The organism is Pseudoxanthomonas dokdonensis (assembly GCF_001431405.1).
Taxonomy (GTDB): domain Bacteria; phylum Pseudomonadota; class Gammaproteobacteria; order Xanthomonadales; family Xanthomonadaceae; genus Pseudoxanthomonas_A; species Pseudoxanthomonas_A dokdonensis.
Map to the genome: position 1 here is coordinate 45110 of NZ_LDJL01000011.1, position 25703 is coordinate 70812.

Here is a 25703-nt window from a genome sequence, read left to right on the forward strand (position 1 = left end):
GTTCACGCCGCCTGGCTGGCAACATCGGCATCGACGGCCGGTGTCGGCTCATCCACCATCGGTTGCAGCTGCGGATCCAGGGCCACCCGCTGATCGAAAACGAAGCAACGGCCGTCATAGCCAAGGCCACCGACTTTCTCGAAGTAGCCAAGAATGCCGCCTTCCAGCTGCAGCACGTTGTCCATGCCGTCATCGCGCATCCAGATCGCGGCCTTTTCGCAGCGGATACCGCCGGTGCAGAAACTGACCACGGTACTGTCCTTCAGCGTATCGCGGTGTGGTTGCAGTGCCGCCGGTAGATCGGTGAACTTGTCGATCGGCAAGGTCAGCGCGCCACTGAAAGTGCCGTAGGCCACTTCCTGATCATTGCGGGTATCCAGCATCACCACCGGCTTGCCGGCGTCATCGTGTCCCTGCTGCAACCAGCGCGCCAGATCCTCCGGCTGCACCGCCGGTGCGCGGGCACCACTGGCCAGCGGCGAGGCGCCGGGGGTACGGAAGCTGATGATCTCCGGCTTGACCTTGACCTTCATCCGCGCGAACGGCTGGCGCTGGCTGTAGCTGTACTTGACCTGCATGTCGGCGAAGCGTGGATCCTCGCGCAAGCGGACGATGAAGTCGTGGATCGCCGCTTCGGCGCCGGCCAAGAACAGGTTGATGCCCTCCCCGGCCAGCAGCACGGTGCCACGCAGCTCCGCGTCCACCGCACGCGCACGCAGGACCGCGGCCAGTGACGGCGGGTCGGCAATGGTGACGAAATGGTAGGCGGCGACATTCAGGATCATCCGGCCATTTTACCCGCTGGCACTGAATCGCGCCGTGCCGCTGCCGCCCGCAGCGACCACGCCGGCGCCAAGGCCGACGTGGCGTGCCGGCAATGCGATCGCCGCTAACCCAGCAGCAGGAACGGCAGCGCCAGGGTCAACGCCACGATAAGCGCGATCGCCGCCAGCAGCACCAGCACATACAACGGCCGCGACATCAGCGCACGGGCGAAGGTTTCGGCGCTGCCATCGCGGATCGCCGCCTGGCGATCGGCGAGCGCGCGGGTCCTGCGCTGCAGCTGGTACTGATCCAGCAGTTCACGCGCACGCTGCCGCTGGTTCTCGTCCGACAGCCAGATGCCACCGGCGGAAATGCCCCACGGACTGGGCTGGGTCTCGTAATAGCCAATGCCATGCTGGTCCAGCAGCTCGCGTACATCGGCGGCTTCGTCGTCGGGCACGTTGCGCAGGTTGAAAAATAGTCTTGCCATCGGTTCCTCGGTCGAGCAGCCGCCTGCAATGCGGCGACCACGGGTCATGGCGCACATGCTACTGCAGCCCCGCTTGCCACTGACAACGCGGGTCGCCGCCGCCAGCGTCCAATGGATAGGCGCGCTCGCCGAAACCACGGCCATGCACTAGTCTGGGCGGCCCCGTCCTGCCCCCGGAATCCGAAATGCGCCTTGTCCTGACCGTGTTGCTGGCCTGTATGCTCGCCGCCTGTGCTCCGGACGGTCCACCGCCTGGCGGCGGCGTCGCCCAGCTCGAGCGCATCGATCAGAAGGTCGGCAGCGGCGACGTGGCGCGCAGCGGCCAGCAGGTCACCGTCCACTACAGCGGCTGGCTTTATGACGAAAACGCCGCTGACAAGCGCGGCCGCAAGTTCGACAGCTCGGTCGACCGCGGCGAGCCCTTCACCTTCCTGCTCGGTGCTGGCCGCGTGATCCGCGGTTGGGACGAAGGCGTGGCCGGCATGCACGTCGGTGGCAAACGGCTGCTGCTGATACCGGCCGACCTGGGCTACGGCCGCGAAGGCGCCGGCGGTGTCATCCCGCCGAACGCCTCACTGGTGTTCGAAGTGGAACTGCTGGCAATCAAGCCTGCACGCTGATGTCCGGCCGGCACAGCGCCGGAGTTTCCCCGCCACCCCGTTGCCGCAAGGCTGCAACCACCGGAGCCTGCCCACATGCGTCCAATTCTCAAGCAAAAAGCACTTCGTATCTGTCGGCAGAAGATTGAGCAGAAAGGCGGCAATGTAGGGCTGTCGTTCTATGCGTTCTTTGCCAACAGGAATGACGACCCCGAACTGTTGATGGAGGCCGCGACCTGGTGGATCCGCACGCACCAGCTCGACCATTTCGAGAAAGCGACAAAGATCATCGCTCTGCTCGAGAGCGAGTAGCCAGATCAGAGCACCCCGCTGCAGGGGGAGCTCCTAGCGGATCCGTTATTCCTCTTGGTACCGGCAGTCTTGCGTGGTCGAGTGAGCGGTCAAACCGCCGGCAGGACCAAGTTATGCAGCGGATCCCTAGCCAGCCGGCTGTTCCGGTCCGGCAGCCACCGGCACCAGCCGCAGGTCCTGGAAATCGAAACTGAAATCGGTCAGTGGCGAGATCGCTTCCATCCGCGCCTCGCGGATACTGCCGTCAGGTTCGAGGGCGAAGGTCAGAAAGGCATCGGCGTTCAACCAGCGCTCGCGCCAGCGCACGATGAAGGTGTCTTGCTGCCAATGTTCCAGATCGCCGACCAGTTGCCTGGTGTGGCTGAAGCGCAGCACCAGCTTGCCGCCTTCCTGGGCAATCACCACATCGCCATACCAGGGGTCGCGCAGGGTCGTGGCGTAATCGGCCAGCGGCAGCGATGGACCCGAGCTGGCGTCGCGCTGCGCCTGCAGTTCCTGCCATTTCTGGTCGGCCTTGTCCTTTGATTGCGCGACCGCCTGCGCGTACGCCGCCAGCCAGTCGGTGTGCGGCGCCTGCAGGTAAGCATCCAGCACCTGCATGGTGATGGCATTGAAGGCGGCGCCGACTTCCTGGCTGGTCAACACCACCACGCCCAGGTTCTGCCCCGGCACCAGGGTCACCCTCGACACCATCCCCGGCCAGCCACCGGTGTGCCAGACCAGCTTCTGGCCGCGATAGTCGGACAGGAACCAGCCCTCGCCGTAACCTTGGAAATTGGGCTTGGCCGCCTTCAGTGCCTCCACCTTGGGCTCGGACACCGGGATCGGCGTCAGCAGTGACCACATCTGCTGCTGGCTGTCGGCACTGAACAACTGCTGCTGCCTGCCCTGGGCATCGGTGTAGATGCCGCCGGCCAGTTGCATGCGCATCCACTGGCTCATGTCGTGCACGCTGGAATAGATCCCGCCGGCACCGGCGACGTTGGACCAGGTCATCCGCGGTGCCGGTTGCAGATCCTCGAAATTGGCCTTGGCATGGCCGCTGGCGACGTTGTCGCCGGGCTTCAGGTGGTCGCTGTTGTAGCGGGTATCGCGCATGCCCAGTGGCTGCAGGATGCGGGTTTGCAGGAATTGCTGGTAGCTCATCCCACTAACCTGTTCGATCACCTGCTGGGCGACCCCGAACAGGATGTTGTCGTAGGCGTAACGGGCCCGGAAACTGCCACTCAGCGGCACGTCGCGCAGGCGCCGGGCGACCTCTTCGCTGCTGTAATCGGTGGTCGGCCAGAACAACAGGTCGCCGGCACCCAGGCCCAGTCCGCTGCGATGGGCCAGCAGATCGCGGATGCGCATCTCGCGGGTGACATAGGCATCGGACATCTGGAACCACGGCAGGTGATCGATCACCCGGTCATCCATGTCCAGCTTGCCGTCCTCGGCCAGCATGTTGAGCGAGGCGGCGGTGAAGGCCTTGGTATTGGAGGCGATCGCGAACAGCGTGTCCTGATCGACCTTGGCCGGCTTGCCCAGCTCGCGCACCCCGTAACCACGCTCCAGCACTACCTGGCCATCCTTGACGATCGCCACCGCGATGCCGGGTACGTCGAACTGCTTGCGCACCGCTTCGACGTAGCCGTCCAGATCCTGCAGCGACGCTGGCAGCGCGGCGGGTGCCGCCTGCTGCGCCAGCACCTGGCCGCTGCACAGCAGCAGGCAGGCCGACAGCGCCAGGCGACATACGCGTCTGCCGTCACGACGTGGCGCAGCGTTGCGGGACAGGCTTGGGCGGACAAGGCTCATCGGCATCCTCGATTCGGTAAAACGCCGACGATACGGGATTCCAGCGGCGCCCGCCGCCTGCCAGTGGTCATTGCGTCGTGGACGCGCTGCGCCGGATGGCCACGGCTTGGCATAATGTGGCATGTCAACGTCTTCTTTCCCGCTCGCCAATGCCGCCCGCGTGGTGGTGATCGGTGGCGGCCCGGCCGGCCTGATGGCCGCCGAGATCATCCGCGCCGCCGGCCACCAGGTCCACGTCCATGAAGCCAAGGGCTCGGTCGGGCGCAAGTTCCTGATCGCCGGCAAGGGTGGCCTCAATCTGACCCATTCCGATCCGCCAACGCTGTTCGCCAGCCGCTACCGCGAGCGCGCCGCCGAAGTCGGTCGCTGGCTGCGCCGGTTTGACGCCGATGCGCTGCGCGAGTGGGCCCGCGGCCTGGGCGTCGAGACGTTCGTCGGCAGCTCGGGCCGGGTGTTCCCCAACGACATGAAGGCCGCGCCACTGCTGCGCGGCTGGGTGCGGCGGCTGCGCGAACAAGGGGTGGTCTTCCATGTCCAGCATCGCTGGCTTGGTTGGACGGACTCCAGCACGGGCAGCACCCGACAGCTGCGTTTCGAGACCGCGGACGGCGAGCAGCGCGTGGATGCCGATGCGGTGGTGCTGGCAATGGGGGGTGCCAGCTGGCCGCAGCTGGGTTCTGACGGCCATTGGCAGTCACTGTTGCAGGCACGCGGGGTTGCGGTGGCGCCATTGAAGCCTGCCAACTGCGGTTTCGACATCGACTGGAGCGAATACTTCATCCAGCGCCACGCCGGCGCGCCGCTGAAAGCTATTGCCGCGCACACCACCGACGCACAGGGTCGCGCGATCACGTTGCAGGGCGAATGCGTGGTCAGCGCCGACGGCATCGAAGGCAGTCTGGTGTATGCGCTGTCCGCCGGCCTGCGCGACACCATCGAACGCGAAGGCAGTACCGTGCTGCATCTGGACCTGTTGCCGAATCGCGATCCGGATCGCCTGCGCCGCGACCTGGCCAGGCCGCGCAACGGCCGCAGCCTCAGCGAACACCTGCGCCGGCAGGCCGGCATCAGCGGCGTCAAGGCAGCTTTGTTGTATGAGGTATTGGCCGCGGATCAACGCAACGATGTCGATCGGCTCGCCGCCACCCTCAAGCGGCTGCCACTACGCCTGCAGCGTCCACGACCGGTGGCCGAGGCCATCAGCAGTGCTGGCGGCGTCCGTTTCGAGGCACTGGATGAAGCCGGCATGATCACCGCCCTGCCCGGCGTGTTCGCCGCCGGCGAGATGCTCGACTGGGAAGCGCCGACCGGGGGTTACCTGTTGACCGCCTGTTTCGCCAGTGGTGAGTGCGCCGGCCGCGGCGTGATCGCGTGGCTGCGACAGTCGCAATAGGGATCGCTGGTGTCGACCGCCAATGCCGCGGTTCGGCCCGGAAAAAAAAGACCGCCTGCAACCGCAGGCGGCCACCAGAGCATGCAACGGACTACCAGCGACTGGTCGCCCGCAGTGGCTGCGGCGGACGGGAGAGGAGTCCGTACGCAGCGATGCGGGGCGTGCTGACAAGATAGCGCCGGCGATATGTGTTTTTGGTTAGCGCTGCAAGAAACTTTGATGACAGCGCCGGTGGCGCCGGCTCAGACCGCGGCGGTGATCACGATCTCGACCAGTTCCTCAGGCGTCGACAGCGCGGCCTGCACGGTGGCGCGGGCGGGCAGATGATCCTTGTCCATCCATTCTTCCCAGGCCTGGTTCATGCCGTCGTAATCGCGGGCGATGTCGTGCAGGAAAATCTCCGCCTTCAGGATGCCGCGCTTGTCGGTGCCCAGCGTCGCCAGCAGCGCATCGATGGACTGCAGAACCTGCCGGGTCTGCCCGACCACGTCCTGGCTGTCATCGTCAGCGACGATCCCGGCCAGATAGGCCACGTTGCCATGGATGACGGCGGCCGAATAGCGTTGGCCGGGTTGGATGCGCTTGATCATTGGAACTCCGTGCTGGTTGCGGTCGAGCACGGAGGATAGCCGCAGTCCGGCGGCGGCGCATCAAGCGTGCGGCATGCGGAAGTTCTTGGCGCCATGGCTGCTGACCAGCCGCAGCTCGCCAAGCTCGGCACTGGCGAACACCGGCTCGGCGTCTTCGTCGTGGCTCGTGGCCGCGCCTTCGTGCACGCAGACCCGGTTGCGGCCCAGGTGCTTGGCCCGGTACAGCGCGCGATCGGCATGCGACAACAATCTCGACAGCTGGTAACCGGAAGAAGCCGTCGAAGCGACGCCGAAGCTGGCGGTAATCGGGTAGCTGTGGCCGGTTTCGCTGGTATCGATGGCGGCGATGCGTGCCCGGCAGTCTTCGGCCAGCCGCGTCGCCGACTGCAGGTCGCAGCCGCGCATCAGGAACGCGAATTCCTCGCCACCCAGCCGGCCCAGCACGTCGAAGCGGCGGCAGACGTGCTTGCCGGCGCTGGCCACGTGCTTGAGTGCCCAGTCACCCATCGCATGGCCAAAACGGTCGTTGACGTTCTTGAAGTGATCCAGGTCGAACATGATCAGTGCCGCGTCCTCGCCGGTGGCCGCGCATTGCGCCAGCATCCGCTCGGCCTGATCGGTGAAGTAATGACGGTTGCAGGTGTCGGTCATCAGATCGGTCTGCGCCATCTTCTGCAACGAGCGCTGGATGCGCCGGGTGCGATAGATCCAGACCCCCAGCCCACCCAGCAGCAATGCCATCAACACCACCAGCAGGCGGGTGTTCTGGGTCGCCTGGCGTTCCAGTTGCTGCTGCAGCCGCAGCAACTGGTTCTGGTCGTCGAGCTGCTTGATCTTCTGCGCGTTCTGCGCGGTTTCGTGCTGCACCATCTGGTAGGCCAGCTCACGGGTCTTGACCTCGTTGAGGTAGGCCTTGTCGGCATCGGCATAACGACGGAAGTACACCAGCGCCTGCTCGTCATCGCCCCGTGCCTGGGCAACGCGGTACAGGGTCTGGTAGCCATCGACCACCGAATACGACGCCGGCATCGAACTGCCCTGCGCAATGGCCTCGTTGGCCAGGGTCTCCGCGGCGGGCAGATCGCCTTTTTCCATCATCAGCCGTGCCAGCAACGCCTTGAACTCGGCGATCAGGTAGGCGTAATGGGTCGCTTCGACGTCGGCTACGTGGCTGGACAGCAGCGAAACCGCTTCGTCGCGCCGTCCCTCGTCAAACCACTTGTGGGCCAGCACCGTGCGCATGCTGTTGGCGACGATGGGTTCGTTCTCCTGCAGGCACTGGTTGATCGATCTGCGGATATCCGCCGTTGACTGCAGCAACTGCTGCGACCGGTACAGCGCGTCCATCTCCAGGTAATTGGCGTAGCAGACATCGCGCGCCAGCAATGACAGGCCGCGCATTCTCTGCACGTAGGCCAATGCCTGCCGGTACTCACCCACTTCGATATGCAGGTAGGCAGCTTCAATCAGCAAGGTCGCCTTTAGATTGATGTCCTCTATCCGATCAATGTCCGGCTGCATCAGCGCAAGCTGGCGCAGGCTGTCGGAAAACCTGCGCGCCTTGGTGTACAGATTGACCAGCAGCGAGCCGGCCCGCAGCCGGATGCGTGGATCGCGGGCGGTGGCATGCAGTGACTGCAGTTGCGGGATGGCCAGTGGATAGCTGCCACCGTAGGCGAGTTTGAACGCAGCCAGGTATCTCAGTTTTTCCCGCTGCAGATCATCCAGCTCGCCCTGCCGTCGCTGCAGTTCTTCCAGCAACTGGGCAAACCGCGGCGCGTCGGCGCTGCGCAGATCATCGGCCTGCTGCAGCAGTTGTCCGGCCGTTGACGTCGGCACCGCAAAAGAAGGCGGCGCGGCAAAGACCGCGGAACCGGCCTGGATGGCCAGCACCGCGATCATCAGACACCACCGGCGTAGCGGGACTGTCATGGCCTGCCCTGCCTCGGTGCGACGCCAGCGCCGCACCGGTTCAGCGAGCGCGCTTATTCTTCTTCGTCGTCATCCTGCCGCACCGGTGACTCCATCGGCGCGTTCTCGTCTTCTTCATTGCCACCGTGCTGGATGGCCATCATCAGCTGGCGACCGTTCAAGGCCTGGTTCAGTGCGCCGGCATCGGCGGCCAACAGCGCGCGGCGCTGGTCGTCGGCCAGTGCCATTGTCGCCATCAGCGCTTCGATCTCGTTGGCGGGCAGTGCGGCCAGGGTGGGATTCTGGCCAAGGGTTTCGAGAAAACGGATTGCGTTGGACATCAGTGCGTTACTCCAGGCGGAAGTTGGAAGTACGTTCAACTGCGACAACAACGGATAACCAGGCCAGGCAGCGGCGACGTGTGCATCGTGACGCTGGAAGTGGCAAAACCCTGCTGGGAAATTCCGTCAGGCACTAGGCCCAACGCTGCAACGGCCCTGCCCCGGCCATTGCCGCAGTGTGTCACCGCCTTGCTGGCCGGACAATGGCCGCCAGCGCCGGCTGGCACGGCTTTCGGACCGGCGGTCGGATCCATGACCGGTGCCGCGGGCACCCCGGCCTACAGGACGATCTGGCTGCGGCTCGGCGGCTCGGCCTCGATGCCGGCGTCAAAGGCCGGCAACACCTCGATGGCGCGGTCGGGATGAGCCGCCAGCGGCTCCTCGCGCAACCGTGTTCCCACCACCCGGTTGCGGCCGTCGTGCTTGGCCCGGTACAGCATGCGATCGGCCTGTGACAACAGCCGCGACAGGGTGTAGCCGGCCTCGCAGGAGGCCATAACCCCGAAGCTGGCGGTGACCCTGAAGCGCTGGCCGCTGGGCGATGTATCGATATCGGCCAGAACCCGCCGGCATTCTTCGGCGATGGCCATGGCAGCCGCTGGTTCGCAGCGACGCAACAGGAAAGCGAACTCTTCACCGCCCAGGCGTCCGAACACGTCACCGCCACGGCACAGCGGCAGACAATCGCGGCTGACCTGCTGCAGCGCCCAGTCACCGACGGCGTGACCGAACCGATCATTGATGCTCTTGAAACCATCCAGATCGAACATCACCAGCGCAACCGGTTCATTGGCGGCTGCCGCCTGTGCCAGCGCCAGCTCGGCCTGGCTGGTGAAATGATGGCGGTTGGAGATGCCGGTCAGTGCATCGGTCTGGGCCAAGCTGCGCAGCGCCGACTGCAGGCGCTGGGTGCGGAATGCCCATACCCCCAACCCGGACAGCAGGATGACCAGCAGCACCACCATCAATCGCGAATTCTGGCTGGACTGCCGGTCGAGCTTCTGTTGCAGTCGCAGCAGTTGATTCTGGCTGTCCAGCTGGCGCAACCGATCGGCGTTCTGGGCCGACTCGTGCTGGACCATCTGGAATGCCAGTTCCCGTGCCTTGACCTCGTCCAGATAGGCACGGTCGGCATCGGCATAGCGGCGGTAGTAGACCAGCGCCTGCTCGTTGTCGCGGCGCGCCAGCGCAACCTGGTACAGGCTCTGGTAGCTGTCGACCATGGCCCGCGAACTATGCAGCGCGGCGCCCTGGGCGATGGCCTCGGTGGCGTAGGTTTCGGCCTCGGTCCACTGCCCCTTCTGCACCAGCAGCATTGACAGCAGTGACTTGGCTTCGGTGATCAGGAACGCGTAGTTGGTGGCCTCGATGGCATGCAAGTGCGAGGTCAGCAGGGCAATGGCCTGATCGCGCTTTTTCTCATCCATCCATTTGCGCGCCAGCAGCGTACGGATGTAATTGGACAACACCGGTTCGCGGGCCTGTTCGCAACGCTCGATGGCGCCCTGGATGTCATCATCCTGCTCGGGCATGCGCCCGAGCTTCAACAGTGCGGCAAACTTCAGGCCGTCACTGAGGCATGCATCCCGATCACTCAGCTCGTACTGCTTGACCGCCAGTGCGTCGCTCAGGCTCTGCTCGTATTTGCCGATGGTTTCGTGCAGATAGGCGGACTCGGTCAGCACCCCAATCTCGAGATCATCATTGTCGATGCCAGCGGCTTCCAGCTTGATCTGGTTGAGCAGGCGCAACGCATCGGACACCTGCCGCTTCTTCGAATAGATATTGACCAGGGTGGTACCGGCGCGCAGGCGCAGGCCGCGGTCGTTGCCACTGTCGCGTAATGCTTTGAGCTGGGCGATGGCACCGTCGAAATCACTCAGATAGGCCATCCGGTAGCCTTTCAGATAGGCCAGCTGCTCACCCTGCTGCTCGGACAGTGGTGCCTGCCCGAGGACCCGCAGCAGGTGCTCCAGTTCTTCCGGCTGCGAGCTGCGGATCTGCCAGGCACGCTCGAGCATCGCCGGCACCTCGCTCCGGGCCACACTCGCCGCCGCGGCCGGCGCGGCAGTGCCCGTCCCCGGCGCGATGGCCAGGGCGATGGACAGGCAGACGGTGGCCAGCCAGCTACGCATGCGCGGGTTCAGTCCTCCTGCGGCTCGTCCTGGCTGTCGTCGTCCCGTTGCGGCGCATCGGCAGGCGAACGTTCTTCGCTTTCACCGGGCTCACGCAGCATCGGCATCATCATCATCCGGCCGCCGAGCAGGTGGCTGAGGCGGGCGCTGTCGCCGGCGCGCAATGCGTCGCGCTGCTGGTCTTCCAGCGCCATGTCGGCCATCAGTGTTTCCAGGTCGGCAGCGGACAGCGCGGACAAGGTCGGGTTCTGGCCCAGGGTTTCAAGCAGGCGGAGACTGTTGGACATACGTGTTTTCCGGAGTTGGATGGATGCGGCATCAGGCCGCGGCGTTGGCCACATGCTGCAACCGGGACATCGCCTGTTGCAACGCGTGATTGGGTTGCATCGGGCGCGACGGCGGCACCACCAGTGTAGTGTGCAGACTCAGATCGGTGCTCGCCAGATCGCCCAGGGCGATGTGCTGCATGCGCGGGGTCTGCAGCGCCAGCGTGACCGCCTCATAGACGATGACCTGGTGATCGAGCGGATAATCCTGGGCCAGCAGATCGACCAGCAGCTGGCGTTGTTCGCTGCTGCTGGCATAGACCTTCAGGCTGCGGTCGCCGGCCAGCCCCACCTGCCACAGGATCAGATAGGCCGACGGGTCGATACGACGCTGGTACAGCATGAACTGGCTGGCCTCGAAATGCTGGCAGCCATAGCTGCCCGGGTCGATGCCCAGGTCGGCGTACAGGCAGTCCTCGGCCGACACGCCGGGCTCCATCACCGCCTCGAAGCCTTCGGCACGCGCCTGCGCCACCGCGCGGTGCGGTGCCATCGCGAACACGCCGGGATGGCCATAGAACGCGCCGCACACATGTTTGCCGGCACGCACTTCGGCCAGCAGCAGATCGACCATCTCGCGATAGGTGTCGCGCCGCGATTTGCCCTCCGCATACAGCGGCTGCAGGCTGCGCACATCGGGGTTCATCTGCTGGATCCACAGTTCGACCAGGGGATCGGAGACCGCCACGAACACCACGTCCGCATGCTCGATGTGATGTCGGGCACGTGGGCTGATGTGTCCGCCAAGCATCATTCCTGTCCCGACGCAGGCCAGAATCCCCGGTTGTTGCATTGTCTAACTTCTCTATTCAGGCCCCAGTCATGCCGATAGTATCGGAAAGTGAGAATCCGCACATCTAAAGGCGCGACCTGGGTCACGTTGCCGGAGCCGCCCGAGCACGCCCGTCAGCCGGCTTGCAGGCGCTCGCCGCTGTCGCCATCAAAGAAATGCAGCGCCGCCGGGGTTGGCCGCAACCGCAGCGATTGGCCGACCTCGGGCAGCGCGTCCGGCGACATCCGCGCAACCAGGGTCTGCCCGGCCCCGACCAGGTGCACGAAGGCTTCATTGCCGACCGGCTCCACGCTCTCGACCAGCGCCTCGAAACCGGCCGCGCCGGCATCGACCACCCGCAGGTCTTCCGGGCGGATGCCGACGGCCACCGGTTTGCCCAGCCAGTCACTGGCCACGGCCGCCTCGCCCAGTGCCATCCGTTCGCCACTGTCCAGCAGCAGCGACAACGCCGGGTCGGCCTGCAAGCGGCCGCGCAGCACGTTCATCGCCGGACTGCCGAGGAAGCCGGCGACAAACAGATTGGCCGGCCGCCGGTACAGGGCCATCGGCGTATCGATCTGCTGGATGGCACCCTCGTTGAGCACCACGATGCGCTCGCCCAGGGTCATCGCTTCGACCTGATCATGGGTCACGTAGATCATGGTTGCGCCCAATGCCCGGTGCAGGCGGGCGATTTCGGTGCGCACCGAATGGCGCAGCTTGGCGTCCAGGTTGGACAGCGGCTCGTCGAGCAGGAACACCGCCGGCTCGCGCACCAGGGCCCGACCCAGGGCCACACGCTGGCGCTGGCCACCCGACATCTCGCGCGGCAGCTTGTCCAGCATCTGGGTCATGCCGAGGGTGGCCGCGGCCTTGGCCACGCGCGCGGCGATTTCGTCCTTGCCGTGGCCACGCAGTTTGAGACCGAAGGCCAGGTTCTGGGCCACCGTCATGTGTGGATACAGTGCGTAACTCTGGAACACCATGGCGATGTCGCGATCTTTCGGTGCGACCTCGTTGACCCGGCGCTCGCCGATGTACAGGTCGCCGGAGGAAATGGCTTCCAGCCCGGCAATCATCCGCAACAGCGTCGATTTGCCGCAGCCGGAAGGTCCGACCAGCACCAGCAGTTCGCCATCACGGATATCGAAACTGGCGCCCTGCACGCCGACCTGGCCGTTGTCGTACACCTTGCGAACGTTGTCCAGCCGAACACTTGCCATGTCTGCTCCTGTTGTCGTCGCGCCGCCCATTGGCGGCTGGCGCGGGATGCCCCGCGCCGCCCGTTTCCAGTGGCGGCGGCTTGCGGTATTCTGCCATGTAACCGTTTACATGCCACCTGTTCCCACACTCAAGACCCTGCCGGAGGGGCCATGTCGAAGTCTTATGTTTTTCCCGAGGGTTTTGTCTGGGGCGCGGCCACCGCTGCCTACCAGATCGAGGGTTCGCCGCTGGCCGACGGCGCCGGCCCCAGCATCTGGCAGCGCTTCGCGCACACCCCCGGGCGCATGCTCAACGATGACAACGGCGACATCGCCTGCGACCACTACAACCGCTTCCGCGACGACATCGCAATCATGAAGTCGCTGGGACTGCAGTCCTACCGTTTCAGCATCTCCTGGAGCCGGGTGCTGCCCGAGGGCAAGGGCCGGGTCAACCAGAAAGGCCTGGATTTCTACGAACGGCTGGTCGACACCCTGCTGGAAAACGACATCGCCCCGGTCGCCACCCTGTTCCACTGGGACCTGCCGGCGGCGCTGGATGACCGCGGCGGCTGGTTGAACCCGGACGTGGCTGACTGGTTTGGCGAATACAGCGAAGTCATGTTCAAGCGCCTGGATGGGCGCATCAAGCGCTGGGCGACCTTGAACGAGCCGTGGGTGGTGACCGATGGCGGCTACCTGCACGGCGCGCTGGCGCCGGGCCACCGCAATCGCTTCGAGGCGCCGATTGCCTCGCACCACCTGCTGCGCGCGCATGGCAAGTCGGTGCAGGCCTACCGCGCCATCGGCCAGCACGACATCGGCATCGTGGTCAACATCGAGCCCAAGTACGCCGCCAGCGACAGTGCCGAAGACCAGGCCGCGCGCGATCGCGCCGAGGCCTACATGAACCGCCAGTACCTGGACCCGGTGTTCTTCGGCAAGTACCCCGAACAGATGCGCGACATCTTCGGCGAAGCCTGGCCGGAATGGCCGCAGGCGGACATGGACTTGATCAGCCAGCCGATCGATTTCATCGGCGTCAACTATTACACCCGCAACGTCACCCGCCACGATGAGTCGAGCTGGCCGTTGAAGGCCTCACCGGTGCGGCAGCCGCAGCATACGTATACGGAGACCGGCTGGGAGGTGTATCCGCAAGGACTGACCGACACCCTGACCTGGGTCAAGCAGCGCTATGGCAACCCGCAGGTGTTCATCACAGAAAACGGCGCGGCGTTCTTCGACCCGCCCAAGGCCGAGCGCGGCCGGGTCCGGGATCCGTTGCGGGTCAGCTACTTGCGCCAGCACCTGCGCGCGGTCCATGACGCCATCGATGCCGGCTGCAACATCGGCGGCTACTTCGTCTGGTCGCTGCTGGACAACCTGGAATGGTCGCTGGGCTACTCCAAACGGTTCGGTATCGTCCATGTCGACTACCAGACCCAGACCCGCACACCCAAGGACAGTGCGCGCTATTATGCGGGGATTGTCGCCAGCCATGGCGCCCGGTTAATCGACGAGGACGATTGAAACGCATGCAGCGGAAACCTTTTTTTGATGCCCGGCTCGAGCAGCCACGCCCGTTGAAGAATCCGCTGCAGGAGAGCCGTCAGGCATGAGCGCCACGGTCCGGGTACTGCTGGCCGATATCGGCGGCACCAATGCGCGCTTCGCACTGGCCGACACTTCGCTGCCAGTGCCGCTGCTGGTCGAGACCGTGCGCGGCTTTTCGGTCGCCGACTTCCCGTCGCTGGCCGAAGCCGCCAAGCACTACCTCAAGAGCATCGACGTCGAAGCCAGCGGCACCCTGGTGCGGCACGGCGTGTTCGCGGTGGCCGGTCGTGTCGATGGCGACGAGGCCCGCATCACCAACCATCCGTGGGTGATCTCGCTGGCGCGCACGCGGGCGGCGCTGGGTTTCGATGACATCCGCCTGGTCAACGATTTCGCTGCCCAGGCCATGGCCATCCCGCTGCTCGGCCGCGATGACGTGGTCAACGTCGGCAACGTGCCATGGACACCGGATCCGCAGGCAGGCTCGCGCAATTACGCGATTCTCGGCCCCGGCACCGGTCTCGGCGTGGGTGGACTGATCCTGCGCGACGGCAAGCGCTATCCGCTGGAAAGCGAAGGTGGCCATGTCAGTTTCGCCCCCGGTACGCCGGGTGAAATCGAAGTCCTGCAACGGCTGTCCAGCCAGTTCGGTCGGGTCTCGGTCGAGCGCCTGATCTGCGGACCGGGCCTGGTCAACGTGCACCGCGCGATCAGCGAGATCTCCGGTGTCGATCCCGGCATCCTGCTGCCGCCCGATGTCACCGCCCGCGCCGCCGCCGGCGATGAAACCAGCACCCGCGCCATCGACATGTTCTGTGCGGTGTTCGGCGCGGTTGCCGGCGACCTGGTGTTGACCCTGGGCGCATGGGACGGGGTGTTCCTGACCGGCGGCATGGTGCCCAAGCTGCTGGCGGCGTTGCAGCATTCCGGTTTCCGCCAGCGCTTCGAGCACAAAGGCCGTTTCTCGGCGACGATGTCGCGGATCCCGACCCTGGCGATCATGTTTCCGCATCCGGGCCTGCTCGGTGCTTCGGCGATTGCGCTGGAGCACTACGCCAAGGCCGAGTTGCCGGCCAGGAGCGCCTGATCAGCCGCATCCGGTAGAGCGGAGCTTGCTCCGCTGCTTGTCCGTGCAACATCCGTGATTACGGCCCGTATCTGATTATCAAGCGGAGCAAGCTCCGCTCTACGGGCGGGTTTAGGACCCGTTGCATTGACTGGTCTGTCTTTGGTCACTTTAAAAAAGTGCGTAAAAACCGTAGAAAGTAGCCTGTGTTTTCAGCCTGCAGCGCGTTTACTGCGGCGCACCTTCGCTATCTTGCCCGCCACCTGCGCACATCGCGCGCGCCGGCGCATGGGTTCCAAGAACAGGTCTGTGCTTCGCCCGCGGCTGCGGAATGATGGGCACATCCCTTCAGCAGCAAAGTCGACGCCCATGAGCCTGCATCCCCGCCTACACGCCATCACCGAACGCATCCGCAAGCGCAGTGCGCCGCTGCGCAAGGCGTACCTGGACAGCATCGACGCTTCGCGCCAGCGTGGTCCCAGCCGCAGCCGCCTGAGCTGCGGCAACCTGGCCCATGCATTCGCTGCCTGCGGGCCGACCGACAAGAGTCGCCTGCGCGCCGATGTCACCCCCAACCTCGGCATCATCAACGCCTACAACGACATGCTGTCGGCGCACCAGCCGTTCGAGCATTACCCGGAAATCATCCGCCAGGCTGCGCGCGAACTCGGCGCCACCGCCCAGGTGGCCGGCGGCGTGCCGGCGATGTGCGACGGTGTCACCCAGGGCCGGCCGGGCATGGAGCTGTCGCTGTTCTCGCGCGACAACATCGCCCAGGCGACCGCGGTGTCGCTGTCGCATGACATGTTCGATGCGGTGCTGTACCTGGGCGTGTGCGACAAGATCGTCCCCGGCCTGCTGATCGGCGCGCTCGCGTTCGGCCACCTGCCGGCGGTGTTCGTACCGGCCGGACCGATGACCCCGGGCATCCCCAACAAACAGAAAGCCGAAGTGCGTGAACGCTACGCCGCCGGCAAGGCCAGCCGCGACGAACTGCTGGAAACCGAAGCCGCCAGCTACCACGGCGCCGGCACCTGCACCTTCTACGGCACCGCCAATTCCAACCAGGTATTGCTGGAAGCAATGGGCCTGCAATTGCCGGGCACTTCTTTCGTCAATCCGGAGCAACCGCTGCGCGACGTACTGACCCGCGCTTCGGCCGAGCGTGCGCTTGAGATGACCGCGCTGGGCGAGGATTACCGGCCGATTGGCCATCTGGTCGACGAACGCGCGATCGTCAACGCCATCGTCGCGTTGATGGCCACCGGCGGTTCGACCAACCACACCATCCACTGGGTCGCGGTGGCCCGCGCCGCCGGCATCATCCTGACCTGGGACGACATCGATCAGCTGTCGCAGACCGTGCCATTGCTGGCACGGGTGTATCCCAATGGCGAAGCCGACGTCAATCGCTTCGCCGCCGCCGGTGGCACTGCGTTCGTGTTCCGCGAGCTGCTCGATGCCGGCCTGATGCACGACATCACCACGATTGCCAGCGACGGCATGCGTGCATTCTGTCGTGAGCCGCGCCTGCAGGATGGACGCCTGGACTATGTGCCCGGCGTCGCCAGCAGTGCCGACCCGGCGGTAGTGCGCCCGGTCGCCGAAGCCTTCGAAGCCCAGGGCGGACTGCGCCTGCTGCGCGGCAATATCGGCCGTTCGCTGATCAAGACCTCGGCGGTGAAGCAGGAATTCCGCACCATCCTGGCGCCGGCGGTGGTGGTCGACGATCCCCGCTCGCTCAACAAACTGCATGCCGCCGGCGCGCTGCCGCATGACTTCGTGGCCGTGGTCCGTTACCAGGGCCCGCGCGCCAACGGCATGCCCGAACTGCACTCGCTGGCACCGCTGCTGGGCTTGCTGCAGAACCAGGGACGGCGAGTGGCGCTGGTCACCGATGGCCGTCTGTCCGGTGCCTCCGGCAAATTTCCCGCCGCCATTCATGTCACTCCCGAGGCCGCGCGCGGTGGCCCGATTGGCAAGATCCGCGAAGGCGACATGATGTTCATGGACGCCGAAGCTGGAGTGCTGGAAGTGCAGGTGGACGCCAGCGAATGGGCAGCCCGTGAACAGGCCGCCAATACCTCACCGGCGGGCCTGGACCTGGGCCGCAACCTGTTTGCCTTCAATCGCGAGATGGTCAAGCCCGCCGATCAGGGCGCGCTGTCGATTTCCTGCGGCCCGCCCTGCCATGACGGCACCTGGGAATACGACGCCGAGTACGAACTTGGCGACAGCGAGTGGGCCGCCGCCGCACCCCATGAAGCCAAGGACGCCTGAGCAGGCGCGGCTATCATCCCTCCTCCACGCGCCGGCAATGGCGCTTGCCACAAGAGCCAGACATGAGCATCGACGTACACCAGCGCAAGGCCCAGCAACTTCTCAGCGCCGCCGGCATCCTGCCGGTGGTCACCGTGCACACCCTGGATCAGGCGCGACAGGTGTCCGAGGCACTGCTGGCCGGTGGCCTGCCGGCAATCGAACTGACCCTGCGCACACCGGTGGCGATGCAGGCGCTGGCGATGCTGAAAAAGGAACTACCTGACGTGGTGGTCGGTGCCGGCACCGTGCTCAGCGCCGAGCAGATGCAGCAGGCGATCGACGCCGGCGCCGATTTCCTGGTCACCCCGGGTACGCCACCGGCATTGGCCGACGCATTGGCCGAAGCGCCGATTCCAGTGGTGCCGGGCGGCGCGACACCAACCGAATTCATGGCCTTGATGGCGCGCGGCTTCCGCACCTGCAAACTGTTCCCGGCCAGCGCGGTCGGCGGACTGACCATGCTCAAGGGCCTGGCCGGTCCGCTCTCGGATCTGAAAATCTGCCCGACCGGTGGCATCAGCGAAAGCAATGCCGCCGAATTCCTGTCGCAACCCAACGTGCTGTGCATCGGTGGTTCGTGGATGGTGCCGGGCAACTGGATTGAAAGCGGCGACTGGGACAAGGTCCGCGAAAGCTCGGCCAAGGCTGCAAGCATCGTGGCGTCGGTGCGCGCGGGCTGAGGCCACGTCGCGCGGTGTAGCCGTTCGAGCCTCGTGTAAGACCGGCAGCGGAGCGAGCTCCGCTCTACAAGTAGGTGATGGCTATACAGCGCAGCGAGCTGCGCTCTACGTCAGAGATTTGTACGTAGAGCGCAGCTTGCTGCGCTGGAACATACAACACGTGACAGGACACGGACGATGGACCAGGAGCAGCGGAGCGAGCTCCGCTCTACGGCCAATCAACTGAGGGCGAAATCGAGTGCCGCGCAGACCGCCGCCACCTGTGCGTCATTGCACTGCTGCGGCGTCGCCCGCGGACTGTCCGGATAGACCTCGGTGGTGGTGGTGAAGCGTGCATCGGTGACGCCCGCGCACAAGCCAAGCTGTTTGACCGGATAGTTGATCACGCCATGGCCGACCACCGCTGATCCGATGATCTCGCCACGCGCGTCGGCCGGCGCGATATGGGTGACCTTTTCGACTGCGGCGATGACCGCCTGCTGGAACGCCGGCTGCGGATTCCCGCTGTCGCCGACCAGATAGAAACCATCGGGGATTTCACCGGGCTCGTACGGCTTGCCATCGCGCGCCGCCAGCGCCGGCCGGAATTCGCTTTCGTCGCTGTCGGTGGTTTCGTGCAGATCGATGTGCAACAGCACCTGGCCGGCATACGGTGCGACCAGATCCAGCAGCGCCGCCGATTCCCCAGCCGGACTGTCGGCATGGAACGAGCGATTGGGATCAATCGCATCCGGATTCCAGCGATGGATGCGCTCGTAAGCCCACGGACTGATGCACGGCGCGACCAGCAGATTGACCCGACCAGCGTAATCCTGAGCACGTTGCTCGAGAAACTGCAGCGCGCCGTGCACGCCACTGGTTTCGTAGCCGTGCACGCCGCCAGTGACCAGTGCCACCGGCAGATCCGGCTGCCAGGGCTGGCTCTTGAATGCATACAGCGGGAATTGCTGGTCGCCGTAATCGAGCTGGCCGTACTGGATTACCTCGAATCGCGGCCGCAGGCGTTCGACCACGCTCAGCACGTCATCGGCATAGCTGCGTTGCCGGCGCTGCCGTGCCAACCATTGCGCGCGTTCCGCGGCGCCCCAGGCCACGCCGGGGGTACCCACAGGATAGGCGGTGGTGGATGCGGTCATGTCGGGGCCTCGCTTGCGGAAAGACCGCGATCTTAACAAGCGGCCTGCACGCGGTCGAAGTTCAGGGCTGCAGCTGCACGCTGACCTCGGCCGGCAGCGCGTGGATGCGCAGCTCACCTTCCTGCCACTGCGCCGGTTTGCCGTTGACCAGGGTACGGCCGTCGGCCGGAGTCCCTGCCAGCGGCCAGGGCAGCACCAGTCCGCCCGCCGGCAGTGTCATGCCCTCTTCCACCCGCAGCTGCAACTGCCGCGCGTCGGCCTGCAATGCATAGTCCAATCGGCCGTAAGGGGTGCGCAGTCCGCTGATCGCCACCCCGCCTGCGCTGCTGATCCAGTCAGCCGGCACGCCCGCGGCCAGTACGATGCTGTCGTCGACCTCGCGCACATAGGCAAACATGTCCAATGCAGCGCGGACAAAATCCGATGCCACCCAGGCGTGCGGCAGGTCGCCGAGGAAGAACGGTGTGCGCGGCGTCCGCGACACCACTTCGCCCCACTGGTTCCACGCTGCCGGCGCCCGGTCCTTGAAGAAGAAATCAACCGCCTGCCCTGCCCGCTCGCGCCAGCCCAGGCGCACGAACGCCGACACATTGCGCCATTCGTACGGGGTGTAGTCCTTCCACTCGCGCTGGCCATCGCGGCGTTGCTGGAACTGCTGCCAGTAGCGTTCGAAGGTGTTGTTGAGCAATTGCGCCGGCAGCCGGCCCTGCTCGCCACCGGGTGCCAGCGCAATCGTGGTCGAGGTGGCATCGAAATCGCCCAACTCCGCGGCGCCGGGCAGATAATCGATGCCGTGCTGGCTGGCCGCCGCCCGCAGCGATGCATCGAGGTCATCGCGGAACTGATCCCGCGAAGCCGCCATGACCTGTGCTTGCTCGGGTTTGCCCAGCCATTGCGCGATGTCGACCGCGTCCTTGTAGCCACGCAGGGCCCAGAAGTTGTCCCAGTACGAATGCATCGGCTTGGCCGAATAGCCTTCATGGCTGATCGATACCGGCATCATCCCGTAGAAAGCCGGATTGCGGGCGCGGTTCTGCTCGGTGCGTTCGCTCAGCCGCAGCGATTCCATGTAGTCGTAAGCGGCGCGCACATGCGGCCACATCCGCTGCAGGAACGCCCGGTCACCGCTGTAACGGTAGTACTCGGCGATGTTGAAGATCAACTCGCCATGGCTGTCGTTTTCCGGCACCGGGTCACTGCCACGCTGATCGACGCAGCAGGGGACCATGCCGTCGTCGAACTGATAAGGCGCATACCAGTCCAGATAATCCTTGACCACTTCGCTGCGGCCCATCCGCAGCAACCCTTCGGAAATCATCGCGCCGTCGCGTATCCAGCTGCGCGAATAGGAACGGGTACCCGGTTGCAGGCGTGGACCGACCCGCGAAATCAACATGTGCGCGGTCGCGGTGCGCACGGTATCGGCAAATGCCTGGCCCTGCGCCGGCACGCGCATCCGTACCTGATCCAGTTTGTCGCGCCACTGCCTGGCCACGCGTTCCTGCGCCGCCGCTGCATCAAACGTGGCCGGTGGCTGCCAGTCACCGGTCTGCGGCACGACCAGGGTCACCTCGCGACTCTGCCCCGGCGCCAGCGTGCCGTTGTACAGCCAGGCGGCGGAGGCCAGACCGGTGGCATCGTTGATCCCGCTCTGTCTGGGAATGTCGCCGTCGGCCAGATGCTGGACTGCCATGCCGGCGTCGAACGAACTGGCGAAACCCTGATCACTGGCCGGATAGCAGTACAGCCTGGCCTGGCCGTTGACTGTCGCGCTCTGTTCGCCCATTTGCAGTTGTTCGATGCGGCTGACACCGCCAATGGTGTTGAGGAACTGGCTGGGCGGATTGACCTGCAGCGGTCGCAGCGCCAGCGCCAGTTGCAGCTGACGCGCGGTGCTGCCGGTATTGCTCAGCCGGTAGCGCGCCACCAGTTGTGCGTTGTCGGCCGTGCCCTGCACGAAGCTGGTGACCTGCAACGCCAGATCATTTTCCAGCCACTGCACCGAGGGTATCGGCAGATAACCATCCAGCAGCGATTGGCGGGTCTTGACCCCGGCCCAGTCGATCAGGCGGCCATCACTGAGCACGAACGGTTCGATGCTGAAACCACCCTTGCCGACTTCAATTGCGCCGTCCTCGCCGATCAGCCCCTGCTCATGGCCACCATCGAGGCCGACGATGGTCCAGTACGGTTGTTCGCCGCTGAAACCGCGCGGGTACCAGCCCTTCGGCGCATCGGCGGCCACCGCCTTGATGAAATCATTGGGATGCGCGCTGAATGCCAGCGGCTGCACCTGCAGCTCGGCCAGACCCAGCGCAGGCTGCGGGCCATCGATCGCATCCAGACGGATGTAGCGCGCTTCGGATTCCGGCAGGGCGATGTAGTCCTTGCCGCCGTTGCCATCGACCACGGTCCGCACATCCAGCCAGTGCTCCCCGTCCAGCGATGTCTGCAGCAGGTAATCCGAGGCCCACTGGCCGCGCGCCCAGCTCAACACCAGCCCACCAAATTCGCGCGGCTTGCCCAGGTCCAGGGTCAGCTGCGGATTCGGGGTGGCAGCGAAATCGGCATACCAGGCCGTGTCCTGATCACCGTCGACCGCATTGGCCGCCACGAACGTCGCCAGTTGCCCGCTGGCACTGGCCACCCCGGTCAATGGGCTGTTGTCCTGCGGCGGCAACGCCGTCAGCGTCAACTGGTCGAAACAGACGCTGCCCTTGCCGCCGGTCTGGTTGTAGATGGTGAACTCGAGTTTGGCGCTGCGACGCAGGGTCCGTTCCGGATCCGGGCCCCAGGCCTTGTCGATGTGGCGCTGCTTGTAGCGCACCGGGGTCCAGCCGGGCGGGAAATCGTAGTGCGGCCGGTTGACCCACCAGACGTTGTCGCCACTGGCATCGGCCAGCTTGAACTGCAGATCGTTGCCCGCTGGCGCGCCCTGCAGCTGGAATTCGAAGGCGTAGTTGTCCGGATATTCCAGCGCAAGATCGCGTTGCAGACCGGCGTAACCGGACACTCCGTTGAAGTTGTAATCCAGGCAGATCGCGTTGCCCTTGACGCCCTCGATCTGTCGCAGCGAGCCGCTGACCTGGTTGGAGGTGACCACGCGCCACGGGCCGGTGTCTTCGAAACCATCCAGCAGCCGCACCGGCTGTGCCGCGATGGCCGCGGTGGAGGTCGCCAGCAACGGCAGGACCAGGACAACAACGATGCGTTTCAACATGCAACACCTGCAAAGTAATGGATTCGTTCAGGCCGGCAGCGGTCATGCACGATGCTGCCGCTTCACCCTTTCACGCTACCGAGCAGCAGGCCCTGGATGTAGTAACGCTGCAACAGCAGGAACAGCAGCAGTACCGGCAGCACGGTCACCACCGACCCGGCCATCATCAACTCGTAGTCCATGACGTGCTCGCGCGACAGCGATGCCAGCGCCACCGGCAGGGTCTGCAGGCTGTCGTCGCTCAGCACGATCAACGGCCACATGAAGTCGTTCCAGGCGCCGAGGAAGCTGAAGATAGCCAGCGTCACCAGAATCGGCTTCAGCCCGGGCAATACGATCTGGAAGAAGATCCGCAACTCGCCGGCTCCATCGATGCGGGCGGCCTCCAGCAGTTCGTCTGGGATCGAACGCGCGTACTGACGGACCAGGAAGATGCCGAAAATCGCCGCCATGCCCGGCACGATGGCGCCGGCATAGGTGTTGACCAGCCCCAGCTGCTTGAGCAGCAGGAACAACGGCATCATCGCCACCTGTGAGGGAATCACCAGTGCCGCCAGCAAGGCTCGGAAGGTGGCATCGCGGCCCTTGAAACGCAGCTTGGCGAATGCATAGCCGGCCATGGTGTTGAACAGCAGCGACAGCAGCATCACGCAGCTTGCGATCAGGAAGCTGTTGAACAGATACCGGCCCATCCCGGCGCGCATGAACAGCTCGCGGTAATTGTCCAGCGTCGGCGCCGATGGCAGCAGCGGTGGCGGAAAATGTCCGGCTTCACCGGTATGCATGAACGACACCGACAACATCCACAACAACGGCCCCAGGCTGAGCACCGCCAGCAGCACCAGCAGACCATTGACCACCCAGCTGGCAAGCGGAGTTTTCATTCCACCCCCTTGCGCCGCGCAAACCACAGCAGGCCACTGGTTACCGCCGTCATCAAGACGAACAGCAGGAAGGCCACCGCCGAGGCATTGCCCAGGTTCCACCACTTGAAGCCTTCTTCATACATCAGGTACAGCACGCTCTTGGTGCTCTCCAGCGGGCCACCCTGGGTCATCACGTACGGCTCGGCAAACAGCTGGAAATAGCCGGCCATGGTCAGGATGCCAACCAGCAGCAACACCGGCCCCAGCATCGGCAAGGTGATGTGGCGGAACTGCGCCCAGCGCGAGGCGCCATCGATGCGCGCGGCTTCATACAGATCTTCGGGGATACTCTGCAGCCCGGCCAGGAAGATGATCATGTTGTAGCCGAAGTTCTTCCATACCGCGAACAGGATGATGGTCGGCATCGCCCAGTGCGGGTCGCCGAGCCAGTCGATCGGATCGATGCCGACCGCCGACAGCCCCCAGTTGATCAAACCGTAGCGGGTGTGGAACAGGTAACGCCAGATCACCGCCACCGCCACCACCGTGGTCACCACCGGGGCAAAGAACGCGGTGCGGAAGAAGCCCTTGAAGCGGCCCAGCTTGGAGTTCAGCAGCAGCGCCGCACCCAGCGACAGCAGCACCGACAGCGGCACCCCGACCACGACGAAGTAAAGCGTGTTGCCGAGCGTCTTCCAGAACAGCGGATTGCCGAGCAGGTTGAGGTAATTCTGCAGACCGATGAAGCGCAGGTTGCCGATATCGGCCAGTGCATAGATGTCGAAGTCGGTGATGCTCAGGGCCAGCGCCGCCAGCACCGGCAGGCCGAAGAACAACAGGATCACGGTCAGCGCCGGTGCGGCAAACAACCAGCCGGCCAGGCCAGTACCCGCGGGCATTTTCAGCGCCCTGCTCATTGCCTGGCCCCCTCGCCAGCGGCAGCAGGTGTGGCGGTCTCATGATCCAGCATCCAGCGGCGTTTCTCCAGGATCCGGTCAGCGCGGCGGTCGAGCTCCTCGGCGGCCTGAGCCACGCTCAGCCGATCATTGGCGACCTGTTCGGCGACCAGCTTCACTTCACTGGCAATCCGCTCCCATTCCGGCACCTTGGGTGTCGGAATCGCCCGTTCCAGTTGATCCCGGAACGCCGCCGCGTAGCGATCATTGGCCAGACTGACATCGCCCCACGGCGAGCGCCGCGGCGGCAGGTTGCCAGTCAATGCATGCAGCTTGATTTCGGCTTCGGGCGAGGACAGGTAACGGATCAGCTTCCACGCCGCCTGCTTGCGTGGCGACTGGCGGAAGATGACGAAGCTGGTGCCGTTGGCCAACGACGCACCCGGTCCATCCGGGCCGGGCAACGGCATCGTCATCCAGTCGCCCTGCTGGTCGGCTGGCAGGCGCTCCTTGAACTTGCTGATGTTCCAGGGACCGGAGACGTAGTACGCATACAGGCCGTGGCCAAACTCATCCCAGACATTGGAAATCTGGTTGTTGGTCAGCACCGGTGCCCACTTGCGCTCGAACATCTCGCGGTAGAACGCCAACGCCCGCTTGAAGCTGTCGCTGCGGAAGTTGCCGTAGCGGCCGCCGTCACGCAGCATCGGCTCCGGCTGCTGCAGCGCAAGACTCAGTAGTTGTTCGTACTCGTTCAACGGCAGCAGGATCGCGTAACGATCCGGCCCGACCTGCTGCTTGACCTTGGCCATTGCCTCTCGCCATTGCTCCCAATCGACCGGCACTTTGTCGATGCCGGCCTCGGCCAGTAAATCGGTGCGATAGAACGGCAGCCGGGTTTCCACATACCACGGCACCGCATATACCTGACCGTTGACCACGCCACTGTCCCAGACCCCGGGAAAGAAATCCGGCTGGTTGAAATCAGCGGCCGAGGCGACATAATCATCCAGCGGCTGCAAGGCACCCAGCGCCTCGAACTCGGCGATCCAGGTATTGCCCAGCGGCACAACGTCGGGCAGCGCATCGCCGGCAAAGGCGGTCAGCAGCTTCTCGTGCGCGGACAACCAGGGCAGTGGCTGCAGGTCGACACTGATGTCCGGGTTCTGGCGTTCGAATTCGGGGATCAGCTGCGCCACCACCTCGGCTTCGTATCCCATCACCCAGAAGGTGACCACTTGTCGCTGGCCATTGCTGTCGCCACAGGCGGCCAGTACCGCCATCAACAGCAGTGCCATCAGTGCCAGCCGCAGCTGGCGTCCGC

General features: G+C 65.0%; 22 protein-coding genes. 7 read left to right on the plus strand and 15 right to left on the minus strand.

Going from position 1 to position 25703, the window contains the following annotated elements:
• Positions 1-2: 2 nt before the first annotated feature.
• The gene (locus ABB29_RS09875; RefSeq protein ID WP_057658602.1) at positions 3-785 is read right to left on the minus strand and encodes a sulfurtransferase; all 783 of its coding nucleotides are present in this window, start codon (positions 783-785) and stop codon (positions 3-5) included.
• A gap of 104 nt (positions 786-889) precedes the next feature.
• Positions 890-1255 carry a DUF6164 family protein gene (locus ABB29_RS09880; protein ID WP_057659406.1) on the minus strand — a complete coding sequence of 122 codons (366 nt, stop codon included), beginning with the start codon at positions 1253-1255 and terminating at the stop codon, positions 890-892.
• Between the two features lie 185 nt (positions 1256-1440).
• Between ABB29_RS09880 and ABB29_RS09885 the strand changes: the two genes are divergently transcribed.
• Both ABB29_RS09885 and ABB29_RS09890 read left to right on the plus strand, forming a co-directional pair.
• Positions 1441-1875, plus strand: coding sequence for an FKBP-type peptidyl-prolyl cis-trans isomerase (locus ABB29_RS09885; RefSeq protein ID WP_057658603.1), 435 nt, complete (start codon positions 1441-1443; stop codon positions 1873-1875).
• 75 nt (positions 1876-1950) lie between these two features.
• Positions 1951-2166 (plus strand): DUF6500 family protein, encoded by a 216-nt coding sequence (locus ABB29_RS09890; protein ID WP_057658605.1) that lies wholly within the window; start codon positions 1951-1953, stop codon positions 2164-2166.
• Positions 2167-2292: 126 nt separating this feature from the next.
• On the opposite strand, the gene ABB29_RS09895 is transcribed toward ABB29_RS09890, so the two are convergent.
• Entirely contained in the window at positions 2293-3966 is a 1674-nt protein-coding gene (locus tag ABB29_RS09895) for a serine hydrolase (RefSeq protein WP_083487765.1), read from the minus strand.
• 121 nt (positions 3967-4087) lie between these two features.
• Here ABB29_RS09895 and ABB29_RS09900 point away from each other — a divergent pair, with 121 nt between their 5' ends.
• Positions 4088-5359 carry a TIGR03862 family flavoprotein gene (locus ABB29_RS09900; protein ID WP_057658607.1) on the plus strand — a complete coding sequence of 424 codons (1272 nt, stop codon included), beginning with the start codon at positions 4088-4090 and terminating at the stop codon, positions 5357-5359.
• Between the two features lie 242 nt (positions 5360-5601).
• Here the strand turns inward: ABB29_RS09900 and ABB29_RS09905 are convergent, their stop codons facing one another.
• The 7 genes from ABB29_RS09905 to ABB29_RS09935 form a co-directional block, all read right to left on the minus strand.
• Complete coding sequence (locus ABB29_RS09905) at positions 5602-5949, minus strand: RidA family protein (RefSeq protein WP_057658608.1); 348 nt, start codon at positions 5947-5949, stop codon at positions 5602-5604.
• A 60-nt stretch (positions 5950-6009) separates the two neighbouring features.
• Positions 6010-7851 (minus strand): sensor domain-containing diguanylate cyclase, encoded by a 1842-nt coding sequence (locus ABB29_RS09910; protein WP_057658610.1) that lies wholly within the window; start codon positions 7849-7851, stop codon positions 6010-6012.
• 83 nt (positions 7852-7934) lie between these two features.
• Entirely contained in the window at positions 7935-8201 is a 267-nt protein-coding gene (locus ABB29_RS09915; RefSeq protein WP_057658612.1) for a hypothetical protein, read from the minus strand.
• Positions 8202-8479: 278 nt separating this feature from the next.
• Positions 8480-10336: a GGDEF domain-containing protein gene (locus ABB29_RS09920; protein WP_057658614.1), complete on the minus strand. Its 1857-nt coding sequence runs from the start codon at positions 10334-10336 to the stop codon at positions 8480-8482.
• Positions 10337-10344: 8 nt separating this feature from the next.
• The gene (locus tag ABB29_RS09925; protein WP_057658616.1) at positions 10345-10623 is read right to left on the minus strand and encodes a hypothetical protein; all 279 of its coding nucleotides are present in this window, start codon (positions 10621-10623) and stop codon (positions 10345-10347) included.
• 31 nt (positions 10624-10654) lie between these two features.
• Positions 10655-11455, minus strand: a complete 801-nt coding sequence (locus ABB29_RS09930) for an SAM-dependent methyltransferase (protein WP_057658618.1) — start codon at positions 11453-11455, stop codon at positions 10655-10657.
• A 113-nt stretch (positions 11456-11568) separates the two neighbouring features.
• The gene (locus ABB29_RS09935) at positions 11569-12657 is read right to left on the minus strand and encodes an ABC transporter ATP-binding protein (RefSeq protein WP_057658620.1); all 1089 of its coding nucleotides are present in this window, start codon (positions 12655-12657) and stop codon (positions 11569-11571) included.
• Between the two features lie 150 nt (positions 12658-12807).
• On the opposite strand from ABB29_RS09935, the gene ABB29_RS09940 reads away from it, so the two are divergent.
• From ABB29_RS09940 to ABB29_RS09955, 4 genes are all read left to right on the plus strand, one after another.
• Complete coding sequence (locus ABB29_RS09940; protein ID WP_057658621.1) at positions 12808-14169, plus strand: GH1 family beta-glucosidase; 1362 nt, start codon at positions 12808-12810, stop codon at positions 14167-14169.
• Positions 14170-14254: 85 nt separating this feature from the next.
• Positions 14255-15280 carry a glucokinase gene (gene glk / locus ABB29_RS09945; protein WP_057658622.1) on the plus strand — a complete coding sequence of 342 codons (1026 nt, stop codon included), beginning with the start codon at positions 14255-14257 and terminating at the stop codon, positions 15278-15280.
• A gap of 348 nt (positions 15281-15628) precedes the next feature.
• Positions 15629-17539 carry a phosphogluconate dehydratase gene (gene edd, locus ABB29_RS09950; RefSeq protein WP_057658623.1) on the plus strand — a complete coding sequence of 637 codons (1911 nt, stop codon included), beginning with the start codon at positions 15629-15631 and terminating at the stop codon, positions 17537-17539.
• A gap of 62 nt (positions 17540-17601) precedes the next feature.
• Positions 17602-18261, plus strand: coding sequence for a bifunctional 4-hydroxy-2-oxoglutarate aldolase/2-dehydro-3-deoxy-phosphogluconate aldolase (locus ABB29_RS09955; protein ID WP_057658624.1), 660 nt, complete (start codon positions 17602-17604; stop codon positions 18259-18261).
• 218 nt (positions 18262-18479) lie between these two features.
• Here the strand turns inward: ABB29_RS09955 and ABB29_RS09960 are convergent, their stop codons facing one another.
• From ABB29_RS09960 to ABB29_RS09980, 5 genes are all read right to left on the minus strand, one after another.
• Positions 18480-19397 carry a M14 family metallopeptidase gene (locus ABB29_RS09960; protein ID WP_057658625.1) on the minus strand — a complete coding sequence of 306 codons (918 nt, stop codon included), beginning with the start codon at positions 19395-19397 and terminating at the stop codon, positions 18480-18482.
• 61 nt (positions 19398-19458) lie between these two features.
• A complete protein-coding gene (locus ABB29_RS09965) occupies positions 19459-22617 on the minus strand; it encodes a discoidin domain-containing protein (protein WP_057658626.1) in 3159 nt (1052 codons plus the stop codon).
• 62 nt (positions 22618-22679) lie between these two features.
• Positions 22680-23501 (minus strand): carbohydrate ABC transporter permease, encoded by an 822-nt coding sequence (locus ABB29_RS09970; protein WP_057658627.1) that lies wholly within the window; start codon positions 23499-23501, stop codon positions 22680-22682.
• Positions 23498-24382 (minus strand): carbohydrate ABC transporter permease, encoded by an 885-nt coding sequence (locus ABB29_RS09975; protein WP_057659410.1) that lies wholly within the window; start codon positions 24380-24382, stop codon positions 23498-23500. The genes ABB29_RS09970 and ABB29_RS09975 overlap by 4 nt, the downstream gene beginning before the upstream one ends.
• A 14-nt stretch (positions 24383-24396) precedes the next feature.
• Positions 24397-25677: a sugar ABC transporter substrate-binding protein gene (locus ABB29_RS09980; protein WP_057659412.1), complete on the minus strand. Its 1281-nt coding sequence runs from the start codon at positions 25675-25677 to the stop codon at positions 24397-24399.
• Positions 25678-25703 lie beyond the last annotated feature (26 nt).

Coding starts and splice junctions, on each gene's coding strand:
- ABB29_RS09975 (WP_057659410.1), bottom strand. CDS start 24,382: ATGCCCGCGGGTACTGGCCTGGCCGGCTGGTTGTTTGCCGCACCGGCG.
- ABB29_RS09955 (WP_057658624.1), top strand. CDS start 17,602: ATGAGCATCGACGTACACCAGCGCAAGGCCCAGCAACTTCTCAGCGCC.
- ABB29_RS09960 (WP_057658625.1), bottom strand. CDS start 19,397: ATGACCGCATCCACCACCGCCTATCCTGTGGGTACCCCCGGCGTGGCC.
- ABB29_RS09910 (WP_057658610.1), bottom strand. CDS start 7,851: ATGATCGCGGTGCTGGCCATCCAGGCCGGTTCCGCGGTCTTTGCCGCG.
- ABB29_RS09940 (WP_057658621.1), top strand. CDS start 12,808: ATGTCGAAGTCTTATGTTTTTCCCGAGGGTTTTGTCTGGGGCGCGGCC.
- ABB29_RS09900 (WP_057658607.1), top strand. CDS start 4,088: ATGTCAACGTCTTCTTTCCCGCTCGCCAATGCCGCCCGCGTGGTGGTG.
- ABB29_RS09915 (WP_057658612.1), bottom strand. CDS start 8,201: ATGTCCAACGCAATCCGTTTTCTCGAAACCCTTGGCCAGAATCCCACC.
- glk (WP_057658622.1), top strand. CDS start 14,255: ATGAGCGCCACGGTCCGGGTACTGCTGGCCGATATCGGCGGCACCAAT.
- ABB29_RS09895 (WP_083487765.1), bottom strand. CDS start 3,966: ATGAGCCTTGTCCGCCCAAGCCTGTCCCGCAACGCTGCGCCACGTCGT.
- edd (WP_057658623.1), top strand. CDS start 15,629: ATGAGCCTGCATCCCCGCCTACACGCCATCACCGAACGCATCCGCAAG.
- ABB29_RS09930 (WP_057658618.1), bottom strand. CDS start 11,455: ATGCAACAACCGGGGATTCTGGCCTGCGTCGGGACAGGAATGATGCTT.
- ABB29_RS09905 (WP_057658608.1), bottom strand. CDS start 5,949: ATGATCAAGCGCATCCAACCCGGCCAACGCTATTCGGCCGCCGTCATC.
- ABB29_RS09890 (WP_057658605.1), top strand. CDS start 1,951: ATGCGTCCAATTCTCAAGCAAAAAGCACTTCGTATCTGTCGGCAGAAG.
- ABB29_RS09880 (WP_057659406.1), bottom strand. CDS start 1,255: ATGGCAAGACTATTTTTCAACCTGCGCAACGTGCCCGACGACGAAGCC.
- ABB29_RS09875 (WP_057658602.1), bottom strand. CDS start 785: ATGATCCTGAATGTCGCCGCCTACCATTTCGTCACCATTGCCGACCCG.
- ABB29_RS09925 (WP_057658616.1), bottom strand. CDS start 10,623: ATGTCCAACAGTCTCCGCCTGCTTGAAACCCTGGGCCAGAACCCGACC.
- ABB29_RS09965 (WP_057658626.1), bottom strand. CDS start 22,617: ATGTTGAAACGCATCGTTGTTGTCCTGGTCCTGCCGTTGCTGGCGACC.
- ABB29_RS09935 (WP_057658620.1), bottom strand. CDS start 12,657: ATGGCAAGTGTTCGGCTGGACAACGTTCGCAAGGTGTACGACAACGGC.
- ABB29_RS09980 (WP_057659412.1), bottom strand. CDS start 25,677: ATGGCACTGCTGTTGATGGCGGTACTGGCCGCCTGTGGCGACAGCAAT.
- ABB29_RS09920 (WP_057658614.1), bottom strand. CDS start 10,336: ATGCGTAGCTGGCTGGCCACCGTCTGCCTGTCCATCGCCCTGGCCATC.
- ABB29_RS09970 (WP_057658627.1), bottom strand. CDS start 23,501: ATGAAAACTCCGCTTGCCAGCTGGGTGGTCAATGGTCTGCTGGTGCTG.
- ABB29_RS09885 (WP_057658603.1), top strand. CDS start 1,441: ATGCGCCTTGTCCTGACCGTGTTGCTGGCCTGTATGCTCGCCGCCTGT.